The organism is Halodurantibacterium flavum (assembly GCF_042681825.1).
In the GTDB taxonomy this organism is placed as follows: domain Bacteria; phylum Pseudomonadota; class Alphaproteobacteria; order Rhodobacterales; family Rhodobacteraceae; genus Halodurantibacterium; species Halodurantibacterium flavum.
Window position 1 is genome coordinate 72709 of the sequence record NZ_JBHUGH010000005.1, and the last position, 20188, is coordinate 92896.

18 protein-coding genes are annotated in these 20188 nt (G+C 63.1%); 7 read left to right on the top strand and 11 right to left on the bottom strand.

Features of this window, described 5'->3' with window-relative positions; translation table 11 throughout:
• Positions 1-24: 24 nt before the first annotated feature.
• Together ACFSGJ_RS06955 and ACFSGJ_RS06960 are read right to left on the bottom strand one after the other, a co-directional pair.
• Positions 25-2745: an ATP-binding protein gene (locus ACFSGJ_RS06955; protein WP_390260269.1), complete on the bottom strand. Its 2721-nt coding sequence runs from the start codon at positions 2743-2745 to the stop codon at positions 25-27.
• 5 nt (positions 2746-2750) lie between these two features.
• Positions 2751-3302: a putative pterin-binding protein gene (locus ACFSGJ_RS06960; RefSeq protein WP_390260270.1), complete on the bottom strand. Its 552-nt coding sequence runs from the start codon at positions 3300-3302 to the stop codon at positions 2751-2753.
• A 149-nt stretch (positions 3303-3451) separates the two neighbouring features.
• On the opposite strand from ACFSGJ_RS06960, the gene rpe reads away from it, so the two are divergent.
• Both rpe and gph read left to right on the top strand, forming a co-directional pair.
• On the top strand, positions 3452-4153 hold the full coding sequence (gene rpe / locus ACFSGJ_RS06965) for a ribulose-phosphate 3-epimerase (protein WP_390260271.1): 702 nt from the start codon (positions 3452-3454) through the stop codon (positions 4151-4153).
• Complete coding sequence (gph, locus tag ACFSGJ_RS06970; RefSeq protein ID WP_390260272.1) at positions 4150-4806, top strand: phosphoglycolate phosphatase; 657 nt, start codon at positions 4150-4152, stop codon at positions 4804-4806. Before rpe ends, gph begins: the two co-directional genes overlap by 4 nt.
• Here the strand turns inward: gph and ACFSGJ_RS06975 are convergent.
• From ACFSGJ_RS06975 to rpsB, 3 genes are all read right to left on the bottom strand, one after another.
• The gene (locus ACFSGJ_RS06975; protein ID WP_390260273.1) at positions 4799-5983 is read right to left on the bottom strand and encodes an NAD(P)/FAD-dependent oxidoreductase; all 1185 of its coding nucleotides are present in this window, start codon (positions 5981-5983) and stop codon (positions 4799-4801) included. The two genes, gph and ACFSGJ_RS06975, sit on opposite strands and share 8 nt — an antisense overlap.
• 135 nt (positions 5984-6118) lie before the next feature.
• Positions 6119-6994 carry a translation elongation factor Ts gene (tsf, locus tag ACFSGJ_RS06980; RefSeq protein WP_390260274.1) on the bottom strand — a complete coding sequence of 292 codons (876 nt, stop codon included), beginning with the start codon at positions 6992-6994 and terminating at the stop codon, positions 6119-6121.
• A gap of 120 nt (positions 6995-7114) precedes the next feature.
• A complete protein-coding gene (rpsB, locus tag ACFSGJ_RS06985) occupies positions 7115-7873 on the bottom strand; it encodes a 30S ribosomal protein S2 (RefSeq protein ID WP_390260275.1) in 759 nt (252 codons plus the stop codon).
• A 200-nt stretch (positions 7874-8073) separates the two neighbouring features.
• Here rpsB and ACFSGJ_RS06990 point away from each other — a divergent pair, with 200 nt between their 5' ends.
• From ACFSGJ_RS06990 to ACFSGJ_RS07000, 3 genes are all read left to right on the top strand, one after another.
• Positions 8074-8955: a PfkB family carbohydrate kinase gene (locus tag ACFSGJ_RS06990; protein WP_390260276.1), complete on the top strand. Its 882-nt coding sequence runs from the start codon at positions 8074-8076 to the stop codon at positions 8953-8955.
• Positions 8952-9866: a pseudouridine-5'-phosphate glycosidase gene (locus ACFSGJ_RS06995; protein WP_390260277.1), complete on the top strand. Its 915-nt coding sequence runs from the start codon at positions 8952-8954 to the stop codon at positions 9864-9866. The genes ACFSGJ_RS06990 and ACFSGJ_RS06995 overlap by 4 nt, the downstream gene beginning before the upstream one ends.
• Positions 9867-9932: 66 nt before the next feature.
• Complete coding sequence (locus ACFSGJ_RS07000) at positions 9933-10616, top strand: DUF502 domain-containing protein (RefSeq protein ID WP_390260278.1); 684 nt, start codon at positions 9933-9935, stop codon at positions 10614-10616.
• A gap of 3 nt (positions 10617-10619) precedes the next feature.
• Here the strand turns inward: ACFSGJ_RS07000 and ACFSGJ_RS07005 are convergent, their stop codons facing one another.
• Both ACFSGJ_RS07005 and ACFSGJ_RS07010 read right to left on the bottom strand, forming a co-directional pair.
• Positions 10620-11657 carry a patatin-like phospholipase family protein gene (locus ACFSGJ_RS07005; protein ID WP_390260279.1) on the bottom strand — a complete coding sequence of 346 codons (1038 nt, stop codon included), beginning with the start codon at positions 11655-11657 and terminating at the stop codon, positions 10620-10622.
• Complete coding sequence (locus ACFSGJ_RS07010; protein ID WP_390260746.1) at positions 11657-12430, bottom strand: 3-hydroxybutyrate dehydrogenase; 774 nt, start codon at positions 12428-12430, stop codon at positions 11657-11659. Before ACFSGJ_RS07010 ends, ACFSGJ_RS07005 begins: the two co-directional genes overlap by 1 nt.
• 287 nt (positions 12431-12717) lie before the next feature.
• Here ACFSGJ_RS07010 and ACFSGJ_RS07015 point away from each other — a divergent pair, with 287 nt between their 5' ends.
• Both ACFSGJ_RS07015 and ACFSGJ_RS07020 read left to right on the top strand, forming a co-directional pair.
• Complete coding sequence (locus ACFSGJ_RS07015; RefSeq protein WP_390260280.1) at positions 12718-14517, top strand: extracellular solute-binding protein; 1800 nt, start codon at positions 12718-12720, stop codon at positions 14515-14517.
• A gap of 14 nt (positions 14518-14531) precedes the next feature.
• Positions 14532-14642, top strand: coding sequence for an entericidin EcnA/B family protein (locus ACFSGJ_RS07020; RefSeq protein WP_390260281.1), 111 nt, complete (start codon positions 14532-14534; stop codon positions 14640-14642).
• Positions 14643-15038: 396 nt separating this feature from the next.
• Here ACFSGJ_RS07020 and arsB read toward each other — a convergent pair whose 3' ends face one another.
• The 4 genes from arsB to ACFSGJ_RS07040 all read right to left on the bottom strand — a co-directional run bounded on the left by arsB (position 15039) and on the right by ACFSGJ_RS07040 (position 19966).
• Positions 15039-16091: an ACR3 family arsenite efflux transporter gene (gene arsB / locus ACFSGJ_RS07025; RefSeq protein ID WP_390260282.1), complete on the bottom strand. Its 1053-nt coding sequence runs from the start codon at positions 16089-16091 to the stop codon at positions 15039-15041.
• A 120-nt stretch (positions 16092-16211) separates the two neighbouring features.
• Positions 16212-17453, bottom strand: a complete 1242-nt coding sequence (locus tag ACFSGJ_RS07030; protein WP_390260283.1) for an MFS transporter — start codon at positions 17451-17453, stop codon at positions 16212-16214.
• A gap of 193 nt (positions 17454-17646) precedes the next feature.
• Complete coding sequence (locus ACFSGJ_RS07035; protein ID WP_390260284.1) at positions 17647-17964, bottom strand: ArsR/SmtB family transcription factor; 318 nt, start codon at positions 17962-17964, stop codon at positions 17647-17649.
• A 562-nt stretch (positions 17965-18526) separates the two neighbouring features.
• A complete protein-coding gene (locus tag ACFSGJ_RS07040) occupies positions 18527-19966 on the bottom strand; it encodes a hypothetical protein (protein WP_390260285.1) in 1440 nt (479 codons plus the stop codon).
• Positions 19967-20188: the final 222 nt, after the last annotated feature.

Below are 20188 nucleotides of genomic sequence, written 5' to 3' on the forward strand. Positions count from 1 at the left end.
TGCGCGAGCAACCCATAATCAGTATTATGTTGCATCAGCCCCTGGCCGTTCCGCGGGATCCGTCGCATCATCAAGCTGGATCAATGCGTCCTCGGTCGAAACCCAGATCATGTGGACGTCCGACAAAGACGGTTGTGCCGCCGCACCTTCTCGTAAAGCGTCTTCCAAGGCGAGCAATGCCTTGTGCAGACGCCTTGCGCCCATCACTGCCGCGGCACCGGCAAGCCTGTGTGCGAGCGCTGAGCATCTCTCCGCATCCTCCGTGCTCTGTGCGTCCAGTTGCGGCAGCGCTGTCGCCATCTCTGCGCGAAATCGTTCGATCAGGTTATGCCGCAGGTCGGCGCCAAGCATTTCACGCGTTTCTTCCTCGACCGCCGGATCAATGAGCGGATAGTCAGCCAGAGTGACGGGCTGCAGCTGTGGAGCAGTTGATGAATGCCGCTCCGTCTGGACAGGCTCCACCGCGACCGGTTCGGCTTGCGCCAGCGCCGCCAGGGCTGCGTCAAGCGCCGCACCCGATACCGGCTTGGTGATGACCTCGGTCATGCCGCAGGCCTTGAAGCGATCGATCTCTTCGGGAATGGCATGGGCTGTGACGCCGATGATGGGCGTCGTGCCGACCCTGGCGTCCGCCCGGATCAGTCGTGTCGCCTCCAACCCGTCCATGACGGGCATGCTGATATCCATGAGGATCAGATCGAACCGTCCCGTGCCGGTTGCGGCATCGACGGCCTGTCGCCCGTCGCAGACCTCGTGAACATCATGCCCCCGGCTTCGCAATATCTCGCCCAGGACGAAGCGGTTGATCTCATTGTCCTCGACGATCAGAACCCGAAGGCTCGTCGTCCGCGCGTCGCTTTCATCCGGCGGTTCCACTGACGCCAGCGCGGGGTCGCGCGTCTCATTCGATTTCATTTCCACAGAGGCGGCGGTCACGCGCGGAAAGCCGACGCGCAAGGTAAAGCTGCTGCCCAACCCCAGCTGGCTGGTCACGCTGATGGTGCCGCCCATCACATCGGCGGCCATCCGTGCAATTCCCAGCCCCAGGCCGGTTCCAGTCGCCACGCGGGAATAACTCCCATCAATCGTCTCAAAGTTGTTAAATATGCGTTCCAGGTTCTCGGGCGCAATGCCAATCCCGGTATCCGTGACCTCCAGAAGCAAGTCGATATGTGTTTCGCTGCGCTCGTGAAGCGAAAGCGAGACGCGGACCTTGCCGTTCTCGGTAAACTTCACCGCGTTTCCGATCAGGTTGGCCGCAACCCGGGAAAACTGCTGCCGGAGACCCATGACCTGCATTTCTGCCAAACCCGGCCCCAGGTTCAACCACAGGCGGTTTCCGCGCGCATGTGCCATTGCGCGGTTCTGATCGAGGATTTCCTGAAGGACGTTGGCCGGACGGAATGGCGCAGCCGCCGGCGGCACCGTATCGGAGGCCTCGATCCGCGTGAGTTCGAGAACGTTGTTCACCTGTTCCAGCGTCATCTGGCTGCAATTGCGCGCGACATCCAGCAACCGGCGCTGCCGGTCGCTCAGCCCGGATGTTGCCTCCAGCAGTTCGAGTGCTCCGATAAGCCCGTTCAGAGGGGTCCGCATCTCGTGGCTCATGATGGCCAGAAAGCGTGACTTCGCCTGCTCTCCCTGCTGCGCGGCATTGCGCGCCTCACGGAGCGAGTCCTCATAGCGGCGCTGTTCCTCGACGTCGCGGACAAAGGTGATGAAGACCGGGCGCCCGCTTGCGTCGCTGGCGCGCGACAGCGCGACCTCCACCGCAAAGGAGGTCCCGTCCCCGCGCGCCGCCGTCGAGGTGAACCGCCCCTGATTGATCAGCGCGGAATGCCCATTCTGGAGGTATCGCGCGATTTCCAGCCGCAGCGAGTTGTCGTTGCCGCCGGTCTGGATGACCTCGCCGAAATCCTTGTTGATCGCGTCCTGCCGGCTGCGGCCGAACATCCTCTCGGCGGCACCGTTATATTCGAGGATCTTCGCCTCGGCGTCGATCACGATGACGGAATCGAGCGATGCCTCGATCGTCGTGCGCAGGTTCGAGGCGATGCGCGACGAGATATGGGCGCGTCGGTCCAGCGTCCGGTAGAGGATCAGGACATAGACCACCACGATTGAGACGAGGGTGATGAGGATCAGCGAAACGGTCGCGAAATTTCCGACGCTTGCGCGAAAGGCTGCACGTCGCCTGTCGCTTTCGTTTACCAGCGATTGGAAAAGATGGACGATTCCGGTTCTCACGCCCGGCGCCAACTGGTCGAGCTGCGCCTCGATCCGGGGCAAGGCCGCGGCAACCGCGCTGTCGGGTCCATCGACCACCATCGCCCAGGTATCGAGAAAGCTGCGCATTTCGGCCATCGACCCGCGCGCCTGTTCCGGCACCTCCGCATGGCGGAGCACATAGCTGCCCTCGATCAACTGAATACGGCTGTAGAGGATGTCGAAGTTCTGGCGGACAGCGCGCAGCCCCCGGGGCGTGGGCGGGTCCTCATCCCCTGCCCGCATGACGGCGAGTTGCAGGTTCATCGCATCCACCTGCACCTGTGAAATCAGCCAGGCCGTGTTGTCGGAATATGTGCTGCGGACGATTTCAAGCTGCCGTTCGATCCCGTTGAAGATCACCAGCAGCATCACCAGCCCGCCGGCGAGCAGCGCCGCGAGCCCGCCATAGGCGAGGTAACGCCGCGACATCTGCCGTGGCGCGGTGCCATCATCCTCTTCTGAAAGCCAGCGGTGCATGGTCGTTATTCCAGCACCCGAAGCAGATTCAGATGCCAGATGCTCCGGGCAAAGGCGGTATCCGTGCGATAGCGGATGGCCGCATCATAGGGATAGACGACCCAGAGCGGCCCGTTCTGCCGCAGCGACATCTCGGCACCGTCCATCTCATAGGCAATGATCGGGACGTCCTCCTCCAGCTCGGCTATGGGAATTTCCACCTCATAGTCGTTGAGCGCATGGGCGATGACCAGATCGCCCTGCGCGCCAACCGCGTCCAGCACCGCGATCAGCGGCACGCCGGTAAAGCTCCGCTCCCCTTCGGTCCAGATCGTGTTGGTGGCAAAGCTTACCTGCGGCAGGTCCCGCAGCATCGCCATGTCAAAGACGGCGCGGTCCCCGTCATTGGTGTGGGTCAGGGCGCCTTCGATTATCAGAACCGGATCGCCCTGCGGGCTGCGCAACCCTTGTGCCGACGACGGCGAGGCGATGAACAGCGCAGAGAGGATGGCCGCAACCCGCGCCACCGCCGCCTTGTCGACAAAATTTAGGGTTGTGCCGGTGCCTTTCCTGTCCATGGCTTCAGTATTGCGCAAAAATCCCGGGGCCGCGACATGCTCAAAAGTATTGGTCGTCCGATTCAAATCGGGGCCGCGACCGGCTGCCCCCTTCCCCCACCGGCCCACATCTGGGAAAAGGGCCGGGATTCGCAGCCAAGGGGGCCGGCATGACCTTTTCCCGTTCCATCAAGATCGCGCCGTCGATCCTTTCCGCCGATTTCGCGAATTTCGGCGCCGAGTGCCGGGCGGTCGAGGCCCAGGGCGCCGACTGGGTGCATGTCGATGTGATGGACGGGCATTTCGTGCCGAACATCACCTTTGGTCCTGCCACCTGCGCCGCGATCCGGCCCCATATAAAGGGCGTCATGGACGTGCATCTGATGATCGCGCCGGCCGACCCTTATATCGAGGCCTTTGCGGCATCGGGCGCCGATATCATCACCGCGCATCTGGAGGCCGGGCCGCATATCCACCGCACCCTTCAGGCGATCCGGGGCGCCGGGGCGCGCGCCGGGCTCGCGCTCAACCCGGGCACGGGCATCGACGCGGTGGAGCATCTTCTGGACATGGTGGACCTGATCTGCGTGATGACGGTCAACCCGGGCTTCGGCGGGCAAAAGTTCATCCATTCGCAACTCGACAAGATCCGCCGTCTGCGCGCGATGATCGGCGACCGTCCCGTCCATATAGAGATCGACGGCGGCGTGACGGTCGAAACCGCGCCGCTGGTGGCCGCTGCGGGGGCGGATGTGCTGGTCGCGGGCTCTGCGGTGTTCAAGGGCGGCTCGGTCCAGGACCCCGAGCCTTACGGCGAGAACATCCGTGCGATCCGAACTGCGGCCGAGGCCGCGACCGGCCGCATGGCATGACGGCGGTCATCTTCGATCTGGACGGCACGCTGGTCGACTCGGTCCCCGATATCCATCGCTGCGTGACGCTGGCGCTTGCGGGCGAAGGGCTTCCGCCGCTCTCGCTGCCGGTGGTTCGGGGCTTTGTGGGCAATGGCGCGCCGATCCTGATCGAACGCGTCATCGGCGCCGCTGGCCTTCCGCAGGATGCCGGAACGCTCGCACGGGTGCTGGGGCGCTTCCTCGATCACTATGAAGATGCGGTGGGGCTTACGACGCTTTATCCCGGTGTGGCGGACTGCCTGCGTCGCCTCGCGGATGCGGAAGTCCCGATGGCGCTTTGCACGAACAAGCCGCTGGCGCCGACGCGCAATGTGCTGGCGCATTTCGATCTGACGGCGTTTTTCCCGATAGTGGTCGCCGGCGACAGCCTGCCGGTGAAAAAGCCGGACCCCGCGCCCCTGCGACAGGCGATGGCCGATCTGGGCACCAGCCGCGCGATCTTTGTCGGCGACAGCGAGGTGGATGCCGAAACCGCCTCGCGCGCGGGGGTGCCCTTTGGCCTTTTCACCCAAGGGTACCGCAGAACCCCGGTCGAGGCCCTGCCCCACAGCTTTGCGTTTGACGGGTTCGAGACGCTCGCCCCCCGGATCATGGCCTCGCGCGTCAGATAATCGCGCGCTCGGCAAAGGGGGTGTTGGTCTGCAGGCGTTCCGCGCCCAAGGGCGTCATGTCGATTGTCCGATAGCCCCCGGTCATGATCAGTTCCGCGATGCCGCGCCCGACGGCCGGCGCCTGCTGCAACCCGTGCCCGGAAAACCCGTTCATCAGGTAAAGGTTTGCAAGCCCCGGAAGCCGCCCGACAATCGCGTTCTGGTCCAGCGTGTTGTAGTCGTAATGCCCCACCCACCAGCGCAGCACCTTGACCGCGTCGAAGCCCGGCGCGCGGTCGTAAAGGCGCGGCCAGATCAGATCCTCGAAATCCGAGGCGCGGGGCTCAAAATCGGAAGGGTCCACCGGGCCGTCGCCCTCGGGCACGATGGCGGTGATCCAGTGCTCGCCCTCGGGGCGCAGGTAAAAGCCCGTGTGATCCACGATCAGGGGCGCATCCGGATGCCGGGCATTCGGCGCGTCGATCATGAAAACGGTTCGTTTACGGGGTTCTACAGGGATATCTTCACCCGCTGTTCGAAGAATATCGGCAGCCCTTGTGCCGGCAGCGTTGATCAGGGCGCCACAGGAAATCTCTTGCCCAGAGGCGAGACGGACGCCGGTGATGCGTTCACCCGCGCGCAGCAGATCCGTGACGCGATCGACCAGATATTCGGCGCCCTGTGCCCGTGCGGCCAGCCGGAACCCGTTCAGAAGGCCCATATTGTCGAACCAGCCTTCGTCCGAGGGACCGAAGGAACCCGCAGTCACATCGTCAAGCCGGAGCCACGGGAAACGTGCGGCGAGCGCATCGGCGTCCAGAACCTCGGTTCCGGCCCCAAGGGCGCGCTGCATTGCCGCGACCTCTTGCATGGTCGCTGCGGCCCCGGACGTCCCGGCAAGGAACAGATAGCCGTTTTCCCGCAGCCCGAGCGAGGGGATGCCGACCTCGCGCCCCAGGGACCCCTCCAGATCGCGGATAAAGCCGATGCCAAAGCGGCTGATTTCCACATTCACCGGGTTGGTGAACTGCTGCCGGATCGACGCGACCGACAGGGCGGTCGCGGAATAGGCATAGCTCGGGTCCATCTCGATCACCAGGACCGAGAGATCCGGCTGCATCCGCGTCAGCCAGAAGGCGGCCGAGCTGCCCATCACGGCGCCGCCCACGATGATCACGTCATAACGTTCAGAAGTCATTGAATTCCCCGGCAGTCACAGCGCCTTCTAGCACGGCATGGCGCATACGAAAGGGGGTTGCTGCCGCGAATGCGACAGAAAAATGAAAAGGGCGGGCACCGTGGCGCCCGCCCCTGAAATGTCATCCGAAACCGGTCAGCCGGCGAGGGTCTTGGCGACCTCTGCCGCGAAGTCCTCTTTTTCCTTCTCGATGCCTTCGCCCACGGACATGCGGACAAAGCCGAGAACCTCGACCCCGGCTTCCTTTGCGGCCTCGGCCACGGTCAGGTCGGGGTTGATGACGAACTTCTGGCCCAGCAGCGTGACCTCTTCAAAGAACTTGGCCATGCGGCCGACGATCATCTTTTCGATCACCGCTTCGGGCTTGCCGGATTCGCGGGCCTGCTCGCTCAGAACGGATTTTTCGCGCTCGACCAGTGCCGGGTCCAGATCGGCCTCGGAGAGCGAAGCCGGGTTGGTCGCCGCCACATGCATCGCGATCTGCTTGCCGATGCCGTTGTCCGTGCCCTTGAGCGCGACCAGAACACCGATGCGGCCCATGTTGTCGGCGGCAGCGTTGTGGACGTAGGACACGACCGTATCGCCCTCGAGCACCGCCATGCGGCGCAGGGTCATGTTCTCGCCGATGACGGCGATGGCTTCGGTCAGCACGGTCTCGACGGGCTTGCCATCGACCTGCGCGGCCTTCAGCCCCTCGATGTCCGACACGTTCAGCGCGGCATTGGTGAAGTTCGTGACCAGTTTCTGGAAGTCGGCATTCTTGGCGACGAAGTCGGTTTCCGAGTTCAGTTCGACCGCGACGCCCTTGCCGCCGGAAACGGCAACGCCCACCAGACCTTCGGCGGCGGTGCGGCCCGACTTCTTGGCGGCCTTGGCCAGACCCTTGGTGCGCAGCCAGTCAACCGCAGCTTCCATGTTGCCGTCGGTTTCGGTCAGGGCCTTCTTAGCGTCCATCATGCCTGCGCCGGTCGTCTCGCGCAGTTCCTTCACCATCTGTGCGGTGATCGCCATTGGGCTTCTCCTCGAATTGATATGATCGGGCGGGGATCGCCCCCGCCCTTTGTCCGGTCATGGCGGGGAATATCCCCGCCGTGTGACAACTATCTGACAGCCGTCAGCCGACAGCCGGGCTCAGGCCTCGGCTGCGACCTCTTCCTCGGGCGCCTCTTCCAGCGCGCCAAGATCGACGCCGGCAGCGCCGAGCTGGGCCGACATGCCGTCAAGCGCCGCGCGCGACACCAGATCGCAGTAAAGGCCGATGGCGCGGGCCGCGTCGTCGTTGCCGGGGATCACATAGTCCACGCCCTTGGGCGAGCAGTTGGTATCGACCACGGCGACGACCGGGATGCCGAGCTTCTGCGCTTCGGCGATGGCCAGGTCTTCCTTGTTCACGTCGATGACGAACAGAAGGTCCGGCAGGCCGCCCATTTCGCGGATGCCGCCCAGGCTCGCCTGCAGTTTCGCCTGCTCGCGTTCCATGCCCAGACGCTCTTTCTTGGTCAGGCCCTCGGCGCCCTGCCCCATCAACTCATCGATCTGCTTGAGCCGCGCGATCGACTGCGACACGGTTTTCCAGTTGGTCAGCGTGCCACCCAGCCAGCGGTGGTTCATGTAGTACTGGGCGCATTTCTCTGCCGCTTCGGCGATCGGCTTTTGTGCCTGACGCTTGGTACCGACAAAGAGGATGCGGCCGCCCTTGGCCACGGTGTCCCGCACGACGTTCAGCGCCGCGTCCAGCATCGGGACGGTCTGCGTCAGGTCGAGGATGTGGATGCCGTTCCGCTCGCCATAGATGAACTCGGCCATGCGGGGGTTCCAGCGCTGCGTCTGGTGACCATAGTGAACGCCAGCTTCAAGAAGCTGACGCATCGAGAAATCGGGAAGCGCCATATCGTGTTCCTTTCCGGTTTGCGCCTTGGCGGGACGTTTCAGGCTTTCGCCCAACCGGTGGACCTGATGGGATTTCTCCCCAAAAGGCCCTGTCCCGCCTGTGAAGTGCGCGCCCCTTAGCGCGTTTTTCCGGTGGTGGCAAGGGCTACGGGCATCAGTTGGACCTTGCGGCGCGCCGCGGGGCGCGGCAAGAGGGCGCGATGACGACCAGACCTGACATTCTTTGCATCGGCTCGGTGCTGTGGGACATCATTGGCCGTTCGGCCGCCACGATGCGGCTGGGCAGCGATGTGCCGGGGCGGATCACCCGCCTGCCCGGCGGCGTCGCGATGAACATCGCGATGACCCTGCGCCGGTTCGGGTTCACGCCGGCGCTGCTGACCGCCATCGGCCGCGACGCCGAGGGGCAGGAACTGCTGGCCGCCTGCGCGCGCATGGGCATGGTGACCGACCATATCTATCTCTCCGACGACCTGCCGACCGACCGCTACATGGCGGTCGAGGGCGCGAACGGCCTGATCGCGGCCATCGCCGATGCCCATTCGCTGGAGGCCGCGGGCGACAAGATCCTGCGGCCGCTTGCGGATGGGCGGCTGGGGGAATGGCGCGGCCCCGTGGCGCTTGACGGCAACCTGACCGAGGCGCTGCTGGCCGAGATCGGGCGCAGCCCCCTATTCGCCGCGGCCGACCTGCGCGTGGCCCCGGCGAGCCCGGGCAAGGCCGAACGTCTGACGCCGCTGCTTCACTGCCCGCAGGCGACGCTTTACGTCAATCTGGAAGAGGCCGGGCTGCTGTGTCTCACGCGGTTTCCGGATGCAGGCGCCGCCGCCGAGGCGCTGGTCGCACGCGGCGCTGCGCGCGTGCTGGTGACGGATGGCGGGCGGCTTTGTGCCGACGGGGCCAGCGGCGGGGTGCTGACGGCGGTGCCGCCCCAAGTGCTCGTGACCCGGGTGACGGGCGCGGGCGACACCTTCATGGCGGCGCATATCGCCGCTGAAACGGCCGGCGCGGACCGGCAAGAGGCGCTGGAACGTGCCCTGCGCGCCGCCGCCGACTATGTATCAGGAGATATCGGTTCATGACTGCCCCGTTCGTGTTCGCGCCCGAGGTTGAAACGGCCCGCCGCAATGGCGCCCCCGTCGTCGCGCTCGAATCCACCATCATCACCCATGGGATGCCCTGGCCCCAGAATGTCGAGGCCGCGGCAAAGGTCGAACAGGTGGTCCGTGACGCCGGCGCCGTTCCTGCCACGATCGCCATCATGGACGGACGCATCCATATCGGCCTCACCGACGCCGAATTGCAGGCGCTGGGTCAGGCGCAGGACGTGATGAAGCTGAGCCGCGCCGATCTGGCCGCCTGCCTCGCCATGGGGCGGACGGGGGCGACGACCGTCGCTGCGACCATGATCTGCGCGCATCTTGCCGGCATCGCGGTCTTTGCGACCGGCGGGATCGGCGGCGTCCATCGGGGGGCCGAGCACAGCTTTGACATCTCGGCCGACCTGCGGGAACTGTCGGAAACACCCGTCAGCGTGGTTGCGGCGGGGGCCAAGGCGATCCTCGACCTGCCCAAGACGCTCGAGGTTCTCGAAACGCTGGGCGTGCCGGTCATCACGCTGGGTCAGGATGAGTTTCCGGCCTTCTGGTCGCGCAGCTCGGGCCTGCCTTCGCCGCTGCGGATGAACGATGCGGCGGAGATCGCGGCGGCGCATCTGATGCGGGGGCGCCTGGGGCTTCCGGGCGGGCAGCTGATCGCCAACCCGATCCCGGCCGGGGCAGAGATCGCGCGCGACGTGATGATCCCGGTCATCGAACAGGCGCTGGCAGAGGCCGAGGAACAGCGGATCGCGGCCAAGGGGGTCACGCCCTTTCTGCTTCAGCGCATCTTCGAGTTGACCGAAGGACGCTCGCTTGTGGCCAATATCGCGCTGGTCGAGAACAACGCCCGCCTCGCCGCGCAGATTGCGGCTCAAATCGCCGTACAGGCCTGACGGAACAGATTGTAATCGCCCCGCTTCGGCCCTAGGTTCCGCCTGCCCTTGCGTTGCGAGACGACGATGAACCAGCCCGATCCGCTTCTTCCGCCGCGTCGCCGGACCCTGTTCGGCAGCCTGCGTGCCAGCTTTCTGACCGGACTGGTGGTCATCCTGCCGATCACGCTGACGCTTTGGCTGATCTGGGCCGCCATCGGCTGGATTGACGGCTGGGTCCTGCCCTTCGTCCCCGGCCCTTACCGGCCGCACAACTACATCGGCTACGATGTGCGCGGGCTTGGGGTCATCATCTTCCTCGTCTTCACGGTGCTGGTCGGATGGATGGCCAAGGGGCTGATCGGCCGGTCGCTGATCGGCTGGGGCGAACGGCTGGTGGACCGGATGCCGATCGTGCGGTCAATCTACAGCGGCACGAAACAGATCGCCGAGACCGTCTTTGCCCAGACCGAGACGACCTTTGATCGCGCCTGTCTGGTGGAATACCCGCGCCCGGGGCTCTGGGCCATCGGCTTCATCTCGACCCAGGCCAAGGGCGAGGTCGCTTCGAAGGTGCCCGAGGACGGCACGATCCTGACCGTCTTTCTGCCGACGACACCGAACCCCACCTCGGGCTTCCTGCTGTTCGTGCCGGAACGGGATGCGATCATGCTCGACATGAAGATCGAGGATGCGGCCAAGCTCGTGATCTCTGCAGGTCTGGTCTATCCGAACCCGAAGGACCCGCGCCTGCCGCCGGCCAGACTGTGACGCCTAGTCCAGAACCTCTTCCAGCTTGAGCGTGGAGCAGTGCCCGAGATCGGCGCTGTGATCCTGCAGGAACCGGTCTGCGGCGGCGCGTCCAGCCTCTTTCAGCCGATACAAAAGTAGCGGAGACGGCACCAGCTTGGTCGTCTCGCTGAGCTGCGTCATCAGGTCGTCGTCCGAGATCATGTGCAGCAGAACGTCCTTGATCCCGCCATCGGTGATGGTGCCATGGGCCATCATTTCCTTGGAGAGCGCGATGGTCCGAAGTTCACGCAGCAACGAAGAGTTGAAGCTTATCTCGTTGATACGGTTCATGATTTCCTGCGGCGTCGTCGGCAGCGTGTCGCGGCGCAAGGGATTGATGTTCACCACAACGATATCACGCGGCAGTTCCTCGGCGAAGAGAGGAAAGAGCGCGGGATTGCCCGAATAGCCGCCGTCCCAGTAGGGTTCCGCCTCGCCCGTCACCGGATCGGGCAGATCGACCGCGCGGAACAGCGTCGGCAGGCAGGCAGAGGCGAGGATGACTTCGGTCGAAATCTCGTCCCCCGAAAAGACGCGCAGCTTGCCGGTCCGCACATTCGTCGCGGAAATGAACAGCTTTGGCCCCTCGCGTGAACAGACATGGCCGAAATGCAGGCGGCTGACGACGCGTTCAATCGGGTTTCGATAAAAGGGACCAGAGGCATAGGGACTGAAAACACGGGTGGCGAGGTCAAGCGGCGTGAGCGCCGTGAACCCGTCCATGATGCGCGTCAACACACCCTGCGCCGGAAGGACCGAGGAAAACCACCCGGTCAGGCGCATGTCCCCCACAGCCCCCATCTGCGCCCAGACCCAGTCCAGCACCTCGCGCGCCTGTGCAGGCCCGCCCTGCGTCAGACCCGCCTTCAGCGCGGCGCCGTTCAATGCGCCCGCCGAGGTGCCGGAGATTCCGGCGATTTCAATCGTCTCATCCTCCAGCAGCCGGTCGAGGACGCCCCAGGTATAGGCCCCGTGCGCGCCCCCGCCCTGAAGCGCAAGGTTGATCCGCCGCCGTGTCATCAGAGCGCTGTCCAGCCGCCATCGACGCTGATTGTGGTGCCGGTAATCTGCTCTGCCGCGTCAGAACACAAAAAGACGGTCGTGCCACCGATCTGTTCTACCGTGGCGAACTGGCCCGAGGGCTGCCGGTCCAGCATCACCTCACGGATCACCGTTTCGCGATCCATTCCGTGCTTTTTCATCTGGTCCGGGATCTGGGATTCAACCAGCGGCGTAAGCACATAGCCGGGGCAGATCGCGTTGCAGGTGATCGGATCCCGCGCCGTCTCGAGCGCCGTCACCTTGGTCAGGCCCACGACCCCGTGCTTTGCGGCGACATAGGCGGACTTGTAAGGTGAGGCTGTCAGCCCATGCGCCGAGGCAATATTGACGACCCGCCCCCATCCGGCCGCCCGCATCATCGGCAGGGCCGCCGCCGTCGTGTGAAAGGCGGAACTCAGGTTGATCGCAAGGATCGCGTTCCACTTGTCGACGGGAAATTCCTCGATCGCGGCGACGTGCTGGATGCCCGCGTTGTTCACCAGGATATCGCAGCGCCCGGCCTTGGCCACCAGCTGGCGACAGTCATCGCCGTCCGACATGTCGGCCGCGATGTAACGGACAGGGACGCCATGTTCGTCGGCGAGTCGGGCGGCCAGCGCATGATCCTCGTCCCGGTCGGTGAAGGAGTTGATGACGACCGAGGCGCCCGCGGCGGCCAGCGCCTCGGCCACGCCCAGTCCGATGCCCGAATTGGAACCCGTCACGATGGCGGTCTTGCCCGAAAGTTGCATGCCCGAATGTTGCATGGATGCCCCCACATCTGTGTCCTGCACCCCTCAAACTTAGATGCTGCAAGTGCGAAAGGAAGATGGAACTTCCGTAACTGCCAAAAAAAACGCCCGCGAAAAAGCGGGCGTCAAGTTATTGAGGCAGGTTTCATACAGGCAAGAAACCTATCGAGCAGTAAGGCCCTTATAAGCCTATCTCCGCCGGGGGCCAAGCTAAAAGTTTGAAAAGGCGGGCAAGCGGCGGTAGCGTCGTGGCAAAAGAACAATCGGGGCAGAAGGATAATCGCGGCATGAAGAACGCATTCGCACCCCTCATTCGCGGGTTGGCGCTGGGGCTTGCCCTTGCGGCGACACAGGCGGTTGCGGAGCCCGTGCATGGCATAGCTATGTATGGGGAACCTGCGCTTCCACCGGATTTTGCGCATCTGCCCCATGTGAACCCCGACGCGCCCCAGGGCGGGCGGATCGTCTTTGGCGAATTGGGCGGGTTCGACGCGCTCAACCCCTATGTCATCCGGGGGCGGTCGCCCGGCCCCGTGCGCATCCTGTCGGTCGAATCGCTGATGGGCCGCAGCTATGATGAACCCTTCACGCTCTACGCCCTGCTCGCCGAATCGTTGGAGACCGACGATGACCGCAGCTTCGTTGAATTCACGTTAAGGGAAGAGGCTCGATTCTCCGACGGCAGCCCCGTCACGGTCGAGGATGTCATGTTCTCGATGGAGACGCTCGGCACCCTCGGCAGCCCGATCTACCACGCGGCCTGGTCCAAGATCGAGACGATGGAACAGACGGGCCCGCGGTCGGTCCGCTTCACCTTTACCGAAGCCGACCGCGAGATGCCGCTGATCCTCGGCCTGCGTCCCATCCTGAAAAAGGCGCAGTGGGAGGGCAAGGATTTCGCCACCACCGATGAAATCCCCATCGGATCCGGGCCCTACATCGTGGCGGCCCATGAATTCGGCCGCCAGATCACCTTTCGCAAGAACCCGGACTGGTGGGCCGCCGACCTGCCCTTTTATCGCGGCCAGCATAACTTCGACGAAATCCGCTACGACTATTACGCCGACGCCAATGTGATGTTCGAGGCGTTCAAGGCGGGCGCCATCGACACTTATCGCGAATTCAACGCCGCGCGCTGGCAGAGCGCCTATGACTTCCCTGCCCTGCGGCGCGGTGAGATCGTGAAGTCCGAGTTCCCGCATCAACGCCCCTCGGGCCTGACGGGGCTGGTGATGAACACGCGCCGCCCGATATTCGCCGACTGGCGTGTGCGCGAGGCGATGATTCAGGCCTTCAATTTCGAACAGGCGAACGAGACGCTGACCGGTGGCGTCGAGCCGCGCATCACCTCCTACTTTTCGAACTCGCCGCTGGGCATGGATCACGGACCGGCTGCGGGCGCAGTGCTTGCGCTGCTGGAACCCCATGCCGCCGACCTCCTGCCGGGCGCGGTTGATGGCTATGCCCTGCCCGAGGCGCGCGATCCGGCCAACCGCGCCGGCATCCGCAGCGCGACGCGCCTCTTGCAAGAGGCCGGATGGACCATCACCGATGGCGTTCTGCGCAATGAGGCCGGCCAGCCCTTTGTCATCGAGATCCTGCTGCAACAGGGTCAGTCCGAGGCACAAAGCATTGCGGCGATCTATTCCGAGGCGCTGCGGCGGCTGGGGATCACCGTGCGGGTCGCAGCGGTGGACAGCGCGCAATATGTCGAACGCACGAACAACCGGCAGTTCGACATGACGTGGTTCGCGCGCTCGGCCTCACTCAGCCCCGGGAACGAACAGATCGCCTATTGGGGCAGCGCAACGGCCGAGCTTCCGGGGACGCGCAACTGGATGGGCATGACAGACCCGGTGGCGGATGCGATGATCCGGCATCTGCTGACCTCGCGCACGCAAGACGAACTGGTCGCCGCCGCTCAGGCATTGGACAGGGTGCTGATGACCGGGCGCTATGTGGTGCCGACCTGGTTTGCCCCGGTCGGCCGCGTCGCCCACCGGCGCGAACTGCACGCGCCCGAGGTCGTGCCACTCTATGGCGACTGGCTGGGCTTCCAGCCCGAAGTCTGGTGGTTCGAGGAATGACGGGGATGACAGCGATGCGGATCTTGATGACCGGTCTCTTCCTCACGCTCGCGGCGTGCAACACGGTCGAGGGCGTGGGCCGCGACATCTCCGGCGGCGCACAACGGGTCGGAAGCTGGTTCTGAACGGGAAAATGAGAAGCGGAGCCGACCAGCGACCGTGATCCCCGGGCCGCCCCACGAAATAGGTGGCGATACCCTCAACTTTATGCCCTGACATGGATTCCGAGGATTTCGGCCCTGCTGGGTAGACGGGGATCAAGCGACGCGCCGGGGTTCGTCGTGCGGTGGAGGTGAACGCGGCGCCACAGAACGTCGGGACAAAGCGCTGCTGATACGTTATCGCCACACGCGCGAAGCCCCCGGATGGCGCGGCATGTGGTGATACCGGGGCCTGAGGGCTCACCAGTTGTTTTGCGCAACCACCGCGCTGAGAAGACGGCTTCGGTCAGGCAGTCCGCCACGACCCGCGCTGATCAATCACACATCGTCCATCAGTCGGCAGCCGCCAGCGGATGACGTTCAGCCGCCGGCCTGGGGAAAGCGCGCGCGGGTGCGGTTCGCAAAGGCCACGAGCGACAGCATCACCGGCACCTCGACCAGCACGCCGACCACCGTCGCCAGCGCCGCGCCCGAATGCAGGCCAAAGAGGCTGATGGCGACCGCGACCGCGAGTTCAAAGAAGTTCGAGGTGCCGATCATCGCGCAGGGCGCCGCGATACGGTGCGGCACGCGCAGCAGCCAGGCGGCGCCATAGCCGAGCGCGAAGATCAGATAGCTCTGGATCAGGATCGGGACGGCGATCAGCGCGATGATCGCCGGGCGGTCGAGGATCGTCTGGCCCTGCAGGCCAAAGAGGATCGCCACGGTCGCGATCAGCCCGATCATGGACCAGGGCTTCACCCGCCCCGAGAATGCCTCGATCCGGGCGGGGCCGCCAAGCGCGCGCCGCGTCAGGAGGCCCGCCGCCAGCGGCAGCACGACATAAAGGACCGTCGCCAGTACCAGCGTCTGCCACGGTACGTTGATCTCGGTCACGCCCAGCAGCAGGGCGACGATGGGCGCAAAGGCCACGACCATGATGATGTCATTCACCGAGACCTGTACCAGCGTATAGGTCGCATCGCCACGGGTCAGCTGCGACCAGACGAAGACCATCGCGGTGCAGGGGGCCGCCCCCAGAAGGATCAGCCCGGCGATATATTGCTGCGCATCCTCGGGCGCGATCCACGGGGCGAAGACATGGTCGAAGAACAGGACCGCCAGCAGCGCCATCGTGAAGGGCTTGATGAGCCAGTTGACCGCCAGCGTGATGAGCAGCCCCCTGGGCTGGCGCGCCACGCCTGCGACCGCCCGGAAGTCCACATTGACCATCATCGGATAGACCATCGCCCAGATCAGCACGGCGACGACGAGATTGATCGAGGCGATCTCGGCCCTGGCCACAGCCTGCACCAGCCCGGGGGCCAGCGACCCGAGGGCCAGCCCCGCCACCATCGCCAGCCCGACCCAGAGGGTCAGCCAGCGCTCGAACGGTCCAAGGGCGTCGATCTGTGGCTGTGTCGTGTCCGTCATCGTGGTCAAGCCTTCCCGTAGTTCGTGATCTTCCGTTGCAGGTGATGGTCCGGAACCGACGCCGGCCAGTATCCGCCGGCCCGACCACGCCTTACTGCCGGGCAGCCGTTTATTGAAGCCCTATGGCGAAAGTCCTTGCCTCGCATGCGGCGATCTGAGTGGGGGCACGATGCCGAGCCGCTCAAGGGTCCTGTGCAGCAGAGCGAGCGCCCCCAGCCCCGTCACCGACACGACAAGCACGGCACCAAGCGCCCAGGTCATCGACCAGGCGGCGGCGGCCCAGGCGAACAGGAAGGGTGAAGCCGCCCCCAGCACATTCCGGATCGCCGCCAGCCGCCCCAACCGGAGCCCGAGGCCCGATGCGCCGAAAAGAGCGACAGGCACCGCGCCGCGCACGATGCTCGACAAACCTGCGCCCGCCCCGAGGATGGCGGCGAAGCCAAAGGCCACAGCCGGAGCCGGACCGGGCAGAAGCAACAGCATGATCGCGACAAGGATCGCGCCCGAGGAAAGAATGGCGACAAAGAGCGGGTGCCGGTTTCGCCACACCGTCGCATCCATGACGCGCACGACGACCTGAGCAGGCCCCATCACCATTGCCGCGATATAGGCGGCCTCTCCGATGTCGAGCGACCGCAAGATCTCGACCAGATGCACCGTGAGTGCCGATATGGCCATTCCGGTCAGCGCAAAGCCCGCCGCCAGCAGTTGAAACGCGCGCAGCGCAAGGGCCGTGCTCATGACAGGCGGGGATGGCGGCTGCGATCGCAGGGAAGCACCGGTTGGCGAGGCGGGTGCCTTTGCCACGGGCAAGGCGGTCGCCCGGAAATGGAGGCCGGCGCAGAGGATATGCGCCGCAGCAAAGACCAGCTGCGTTCCGCGCCAGCCAAGATCCTCCACAAGAAACCCGCTGAGGGGCCAGAAGATCGTCGAGGCGAACCCTGCGATAAGGGTCAGCCGCGTGATGGATTTTCGCGTATCCTCAGGACGCTTTTGCGCCAGCATGGCAAAGGCCGCATCATAAAGGACGGCAAAGCTGAAAAGCTCGATCAGGATCGTGAGACCACCGAAGACATAGATGTTGGGCGAGAACGCCAGCAGCGTCAGCAGCAGCGCCATGCCGAGGCTGCCTGCGGTCATGACGCGCCCCGCGCCGACCCGGTCGAGCATTCCCCCCAGAACAGGCGCCGCAAACCCGCCCAGCAACAGGCCCACCGAAAAAAGACCGAAGAGGAACGGCTCGCTTACCCCGAATTCTTGCGCGACGGCGGGGGCAAGTATCGGAAAGGCATAATAGATCGTGCCGTAGCCGATGATCTGCGTGAAGCCGAGTGCGGCAACAAGGGGAAGTTTGTGGGGCATGGAGGCGCGCATCGGGAAGGTGCCTTGTTCAATCTGGCGGGTGTTCTGGCGATCTGCCGCCCCGGGCAAAGCCTTGCGGTTCAGGCATCTCTTCAGCCTTCCCGGTCCGACGCAGATACATGAATGTGGGCGGCGAAGACCGCCGGACCCCCGGCTTGTCTGCCGCCCGGAAGACGCAAAGGCATCGCCGGTGTCATGTCGTCTCTTTCAGGGAAAGGCTCGGCACGCCCGAACAGCATTCGGATGTCAGGAACGCCACCAGACGCTTCATCGCCGTGTAATCCACCCGATTGAATACTTCCCGCCCCTGCCTGTCCTGCACGACCAGCCCCGCATCGACCAGCGCCGACAAGTGATGCGCGAGTGTCGAGGGCGCGAGCCCAAGGTGTTCACCGATATCGCCGACGCGAAGCCCCGCCTCTCCCGCCTTCACCAGCAGGCGAAAGATCGCGAGACGGGCATCATGTCCAAGGGCGGCAAGCGCACGGGCGTGAGGGCTGGTCACTGTCATGCGGCGAGTTATGACTACAATACTAGTTTTGTAAATGATTCTGACACGGCACCGTCTGACCATGGCGGCGCAGCCAGAGGCGCCGTCACAGCCCGCTGTGGAAGGGCATTGTCGTTAACCGCGAAACCGCGGTGGCCGCAGAAACCGGCGACCGAGATCAGCACCGGTGCAAGCTGCTGACAGCGCCAGACCGCTAGCGCAATAGACGACCGCACCCGAGGCGCCTCCCGCGATAGTTTTTGCTTCGATCACGTCCAGGATGTCGAACAGTTCGGTGTTGCGCTGCGTCGTCCGCACTTCAAAGGTAAAATTGGCTCGTGCAGCGCTTTTTCAGGTGCGCGTTGGCGCGCCGTAGATCGACGCAAGGGAGCCCAAAGTGTCGCATGCTACACCTTACACCAAACACCAATGACCGCAAACGGCAGAAAGCCATCATCGGACGTGCCAAGTCGGCCCCTTGCTGGCATTCAATGCGGAAACTGAGGGTGCATCGCAGCTTCTCCTAAGCTGACATTTTTCATCTCAACACCTTCGTTGGCTCAGCAGGCCCATTTGGCGACAGTCAAAACCTCGCTAGTGCCCCTACGCGATATGAAACAATGGCCTTTGCGCCATCGTTGATAAAGAGCTTTAGACTCATTATTCGTGTTGTTGGATCTCGGTGGATGTGATCGAAGCTGCGTTTCAACAATTTCCATACATCTAAGATAGAGAGCCTATTGCCCTGACAAGGGATCGAAAACTGATGCCTAGTTATTAAATTGGCGCGAAAACGCTCAAAGCTGCATCGAACAAATTTAATTGGCCTATTCACTTCAATTTCTCCTTTGGCCGTATATGCCCAAACATCAAAATCTATGGTGAATAGCTCTAGGTCTCGACCTCTGTGGACTGCCTCAAACCTAACAGTGTCAGCAAGCTGACCGGCTTTTTCACACTCTTCCATTGCGTGCGTGACCGTGTTTACACACAGCAGGCTAGAGACAACCGTTGTCGGGTAGCTCATGTTCAGTTCTAGCGCGGGTTCGTTTTTCACGCGATGGGTTGTGAGTTTGATGCTGATTTCATTGCCACTGCTGACCGATTGCTTCCTGAACTCTTCCAGTGAAGCGGGGGCATATATTTCTTCCAGAGATTCCTTGATGACGATGTCGTGTACCACGGCAGCCAAGAAACGTGCCTCGCCTTTGTGCTTATCTTGCTGATTAGGGTCCCATCGGTTATGGCTCTTGAGAGAATGATGCCGCAGCTTGCCGCGAAGCGAGACAAGTGCTTTGATTTTATCCCGAACATTGGCGCAAGAGTTGAACAAATCGAGCTTTTCATCTTTGCGGGCTTGGTTCGCCTTTGTGAGCTCGGCAGCATTCTTCTCGATGCATGAACAAAGTTCTGGGTTTCGTGATAGCAGTTCAACCTGTTGAGCCGTTGTTGTTTTTCCGTCGCAGTATCGTGTTTCCAAAAACAAGAACATGTTGTTATAGGCGTCTACATACCGACCAGCTTCAAATGCGAGCCGACCTTCACGGTAATGGGATGTCGACTCTATTCGATGATCCGGAATCGGATCAGCGCAGAATGCCCTACCAAACTGTTCAAAATCGCACGAAGAATTCAGGGCTTGATCATAGCTAGTCTTGATAGATTTTAAGTGGATGCGGGACTCTTCGTCTGTACTCTCAGCACGAAACCGCATCTCAAAATTGTCATAGTCCAAGTCAATAATCTGAACTCCGCTCACAATTGCCTGCCAGTTCATGATCCTTTTTCTGGCTAAGGCAGCATAGCCACCATCACTTGTTTTTAGAATCGCTCTTCTGTTTTCATTACTAGGCGCTGTAAAACTTGGCGCATGGTCGCTACTAACGCCGGAAAATGACAGGCACACTCTCTTTAAGATACTGCCTTCTCGTTCCAAGAAGAAGGTCATGTTATCGCGCTTGAGGGGCCAACCCTCCATAACCTCGACATAATTCCTCACGTCAAAGGCAAACGTAATTATCATGCGATAAATCCCTTGCTCTCTACACCTTAACCCTTGGTCATTGGTGAATACAAGGAGTATGTAGCGGAGCTTAAGGCCCCAAAACTCAACGACCGCTCCGTCCCGCATTGCAGACGGTCAGGCAAGCCGAGTCCGTCCGCAATTGCGGCGGCTGGTCACTCTCTACATCCATGCGGGGTTCGCTCCAACTCCGTGGATCTGTGCGATCAAGCCCTCGGCCCC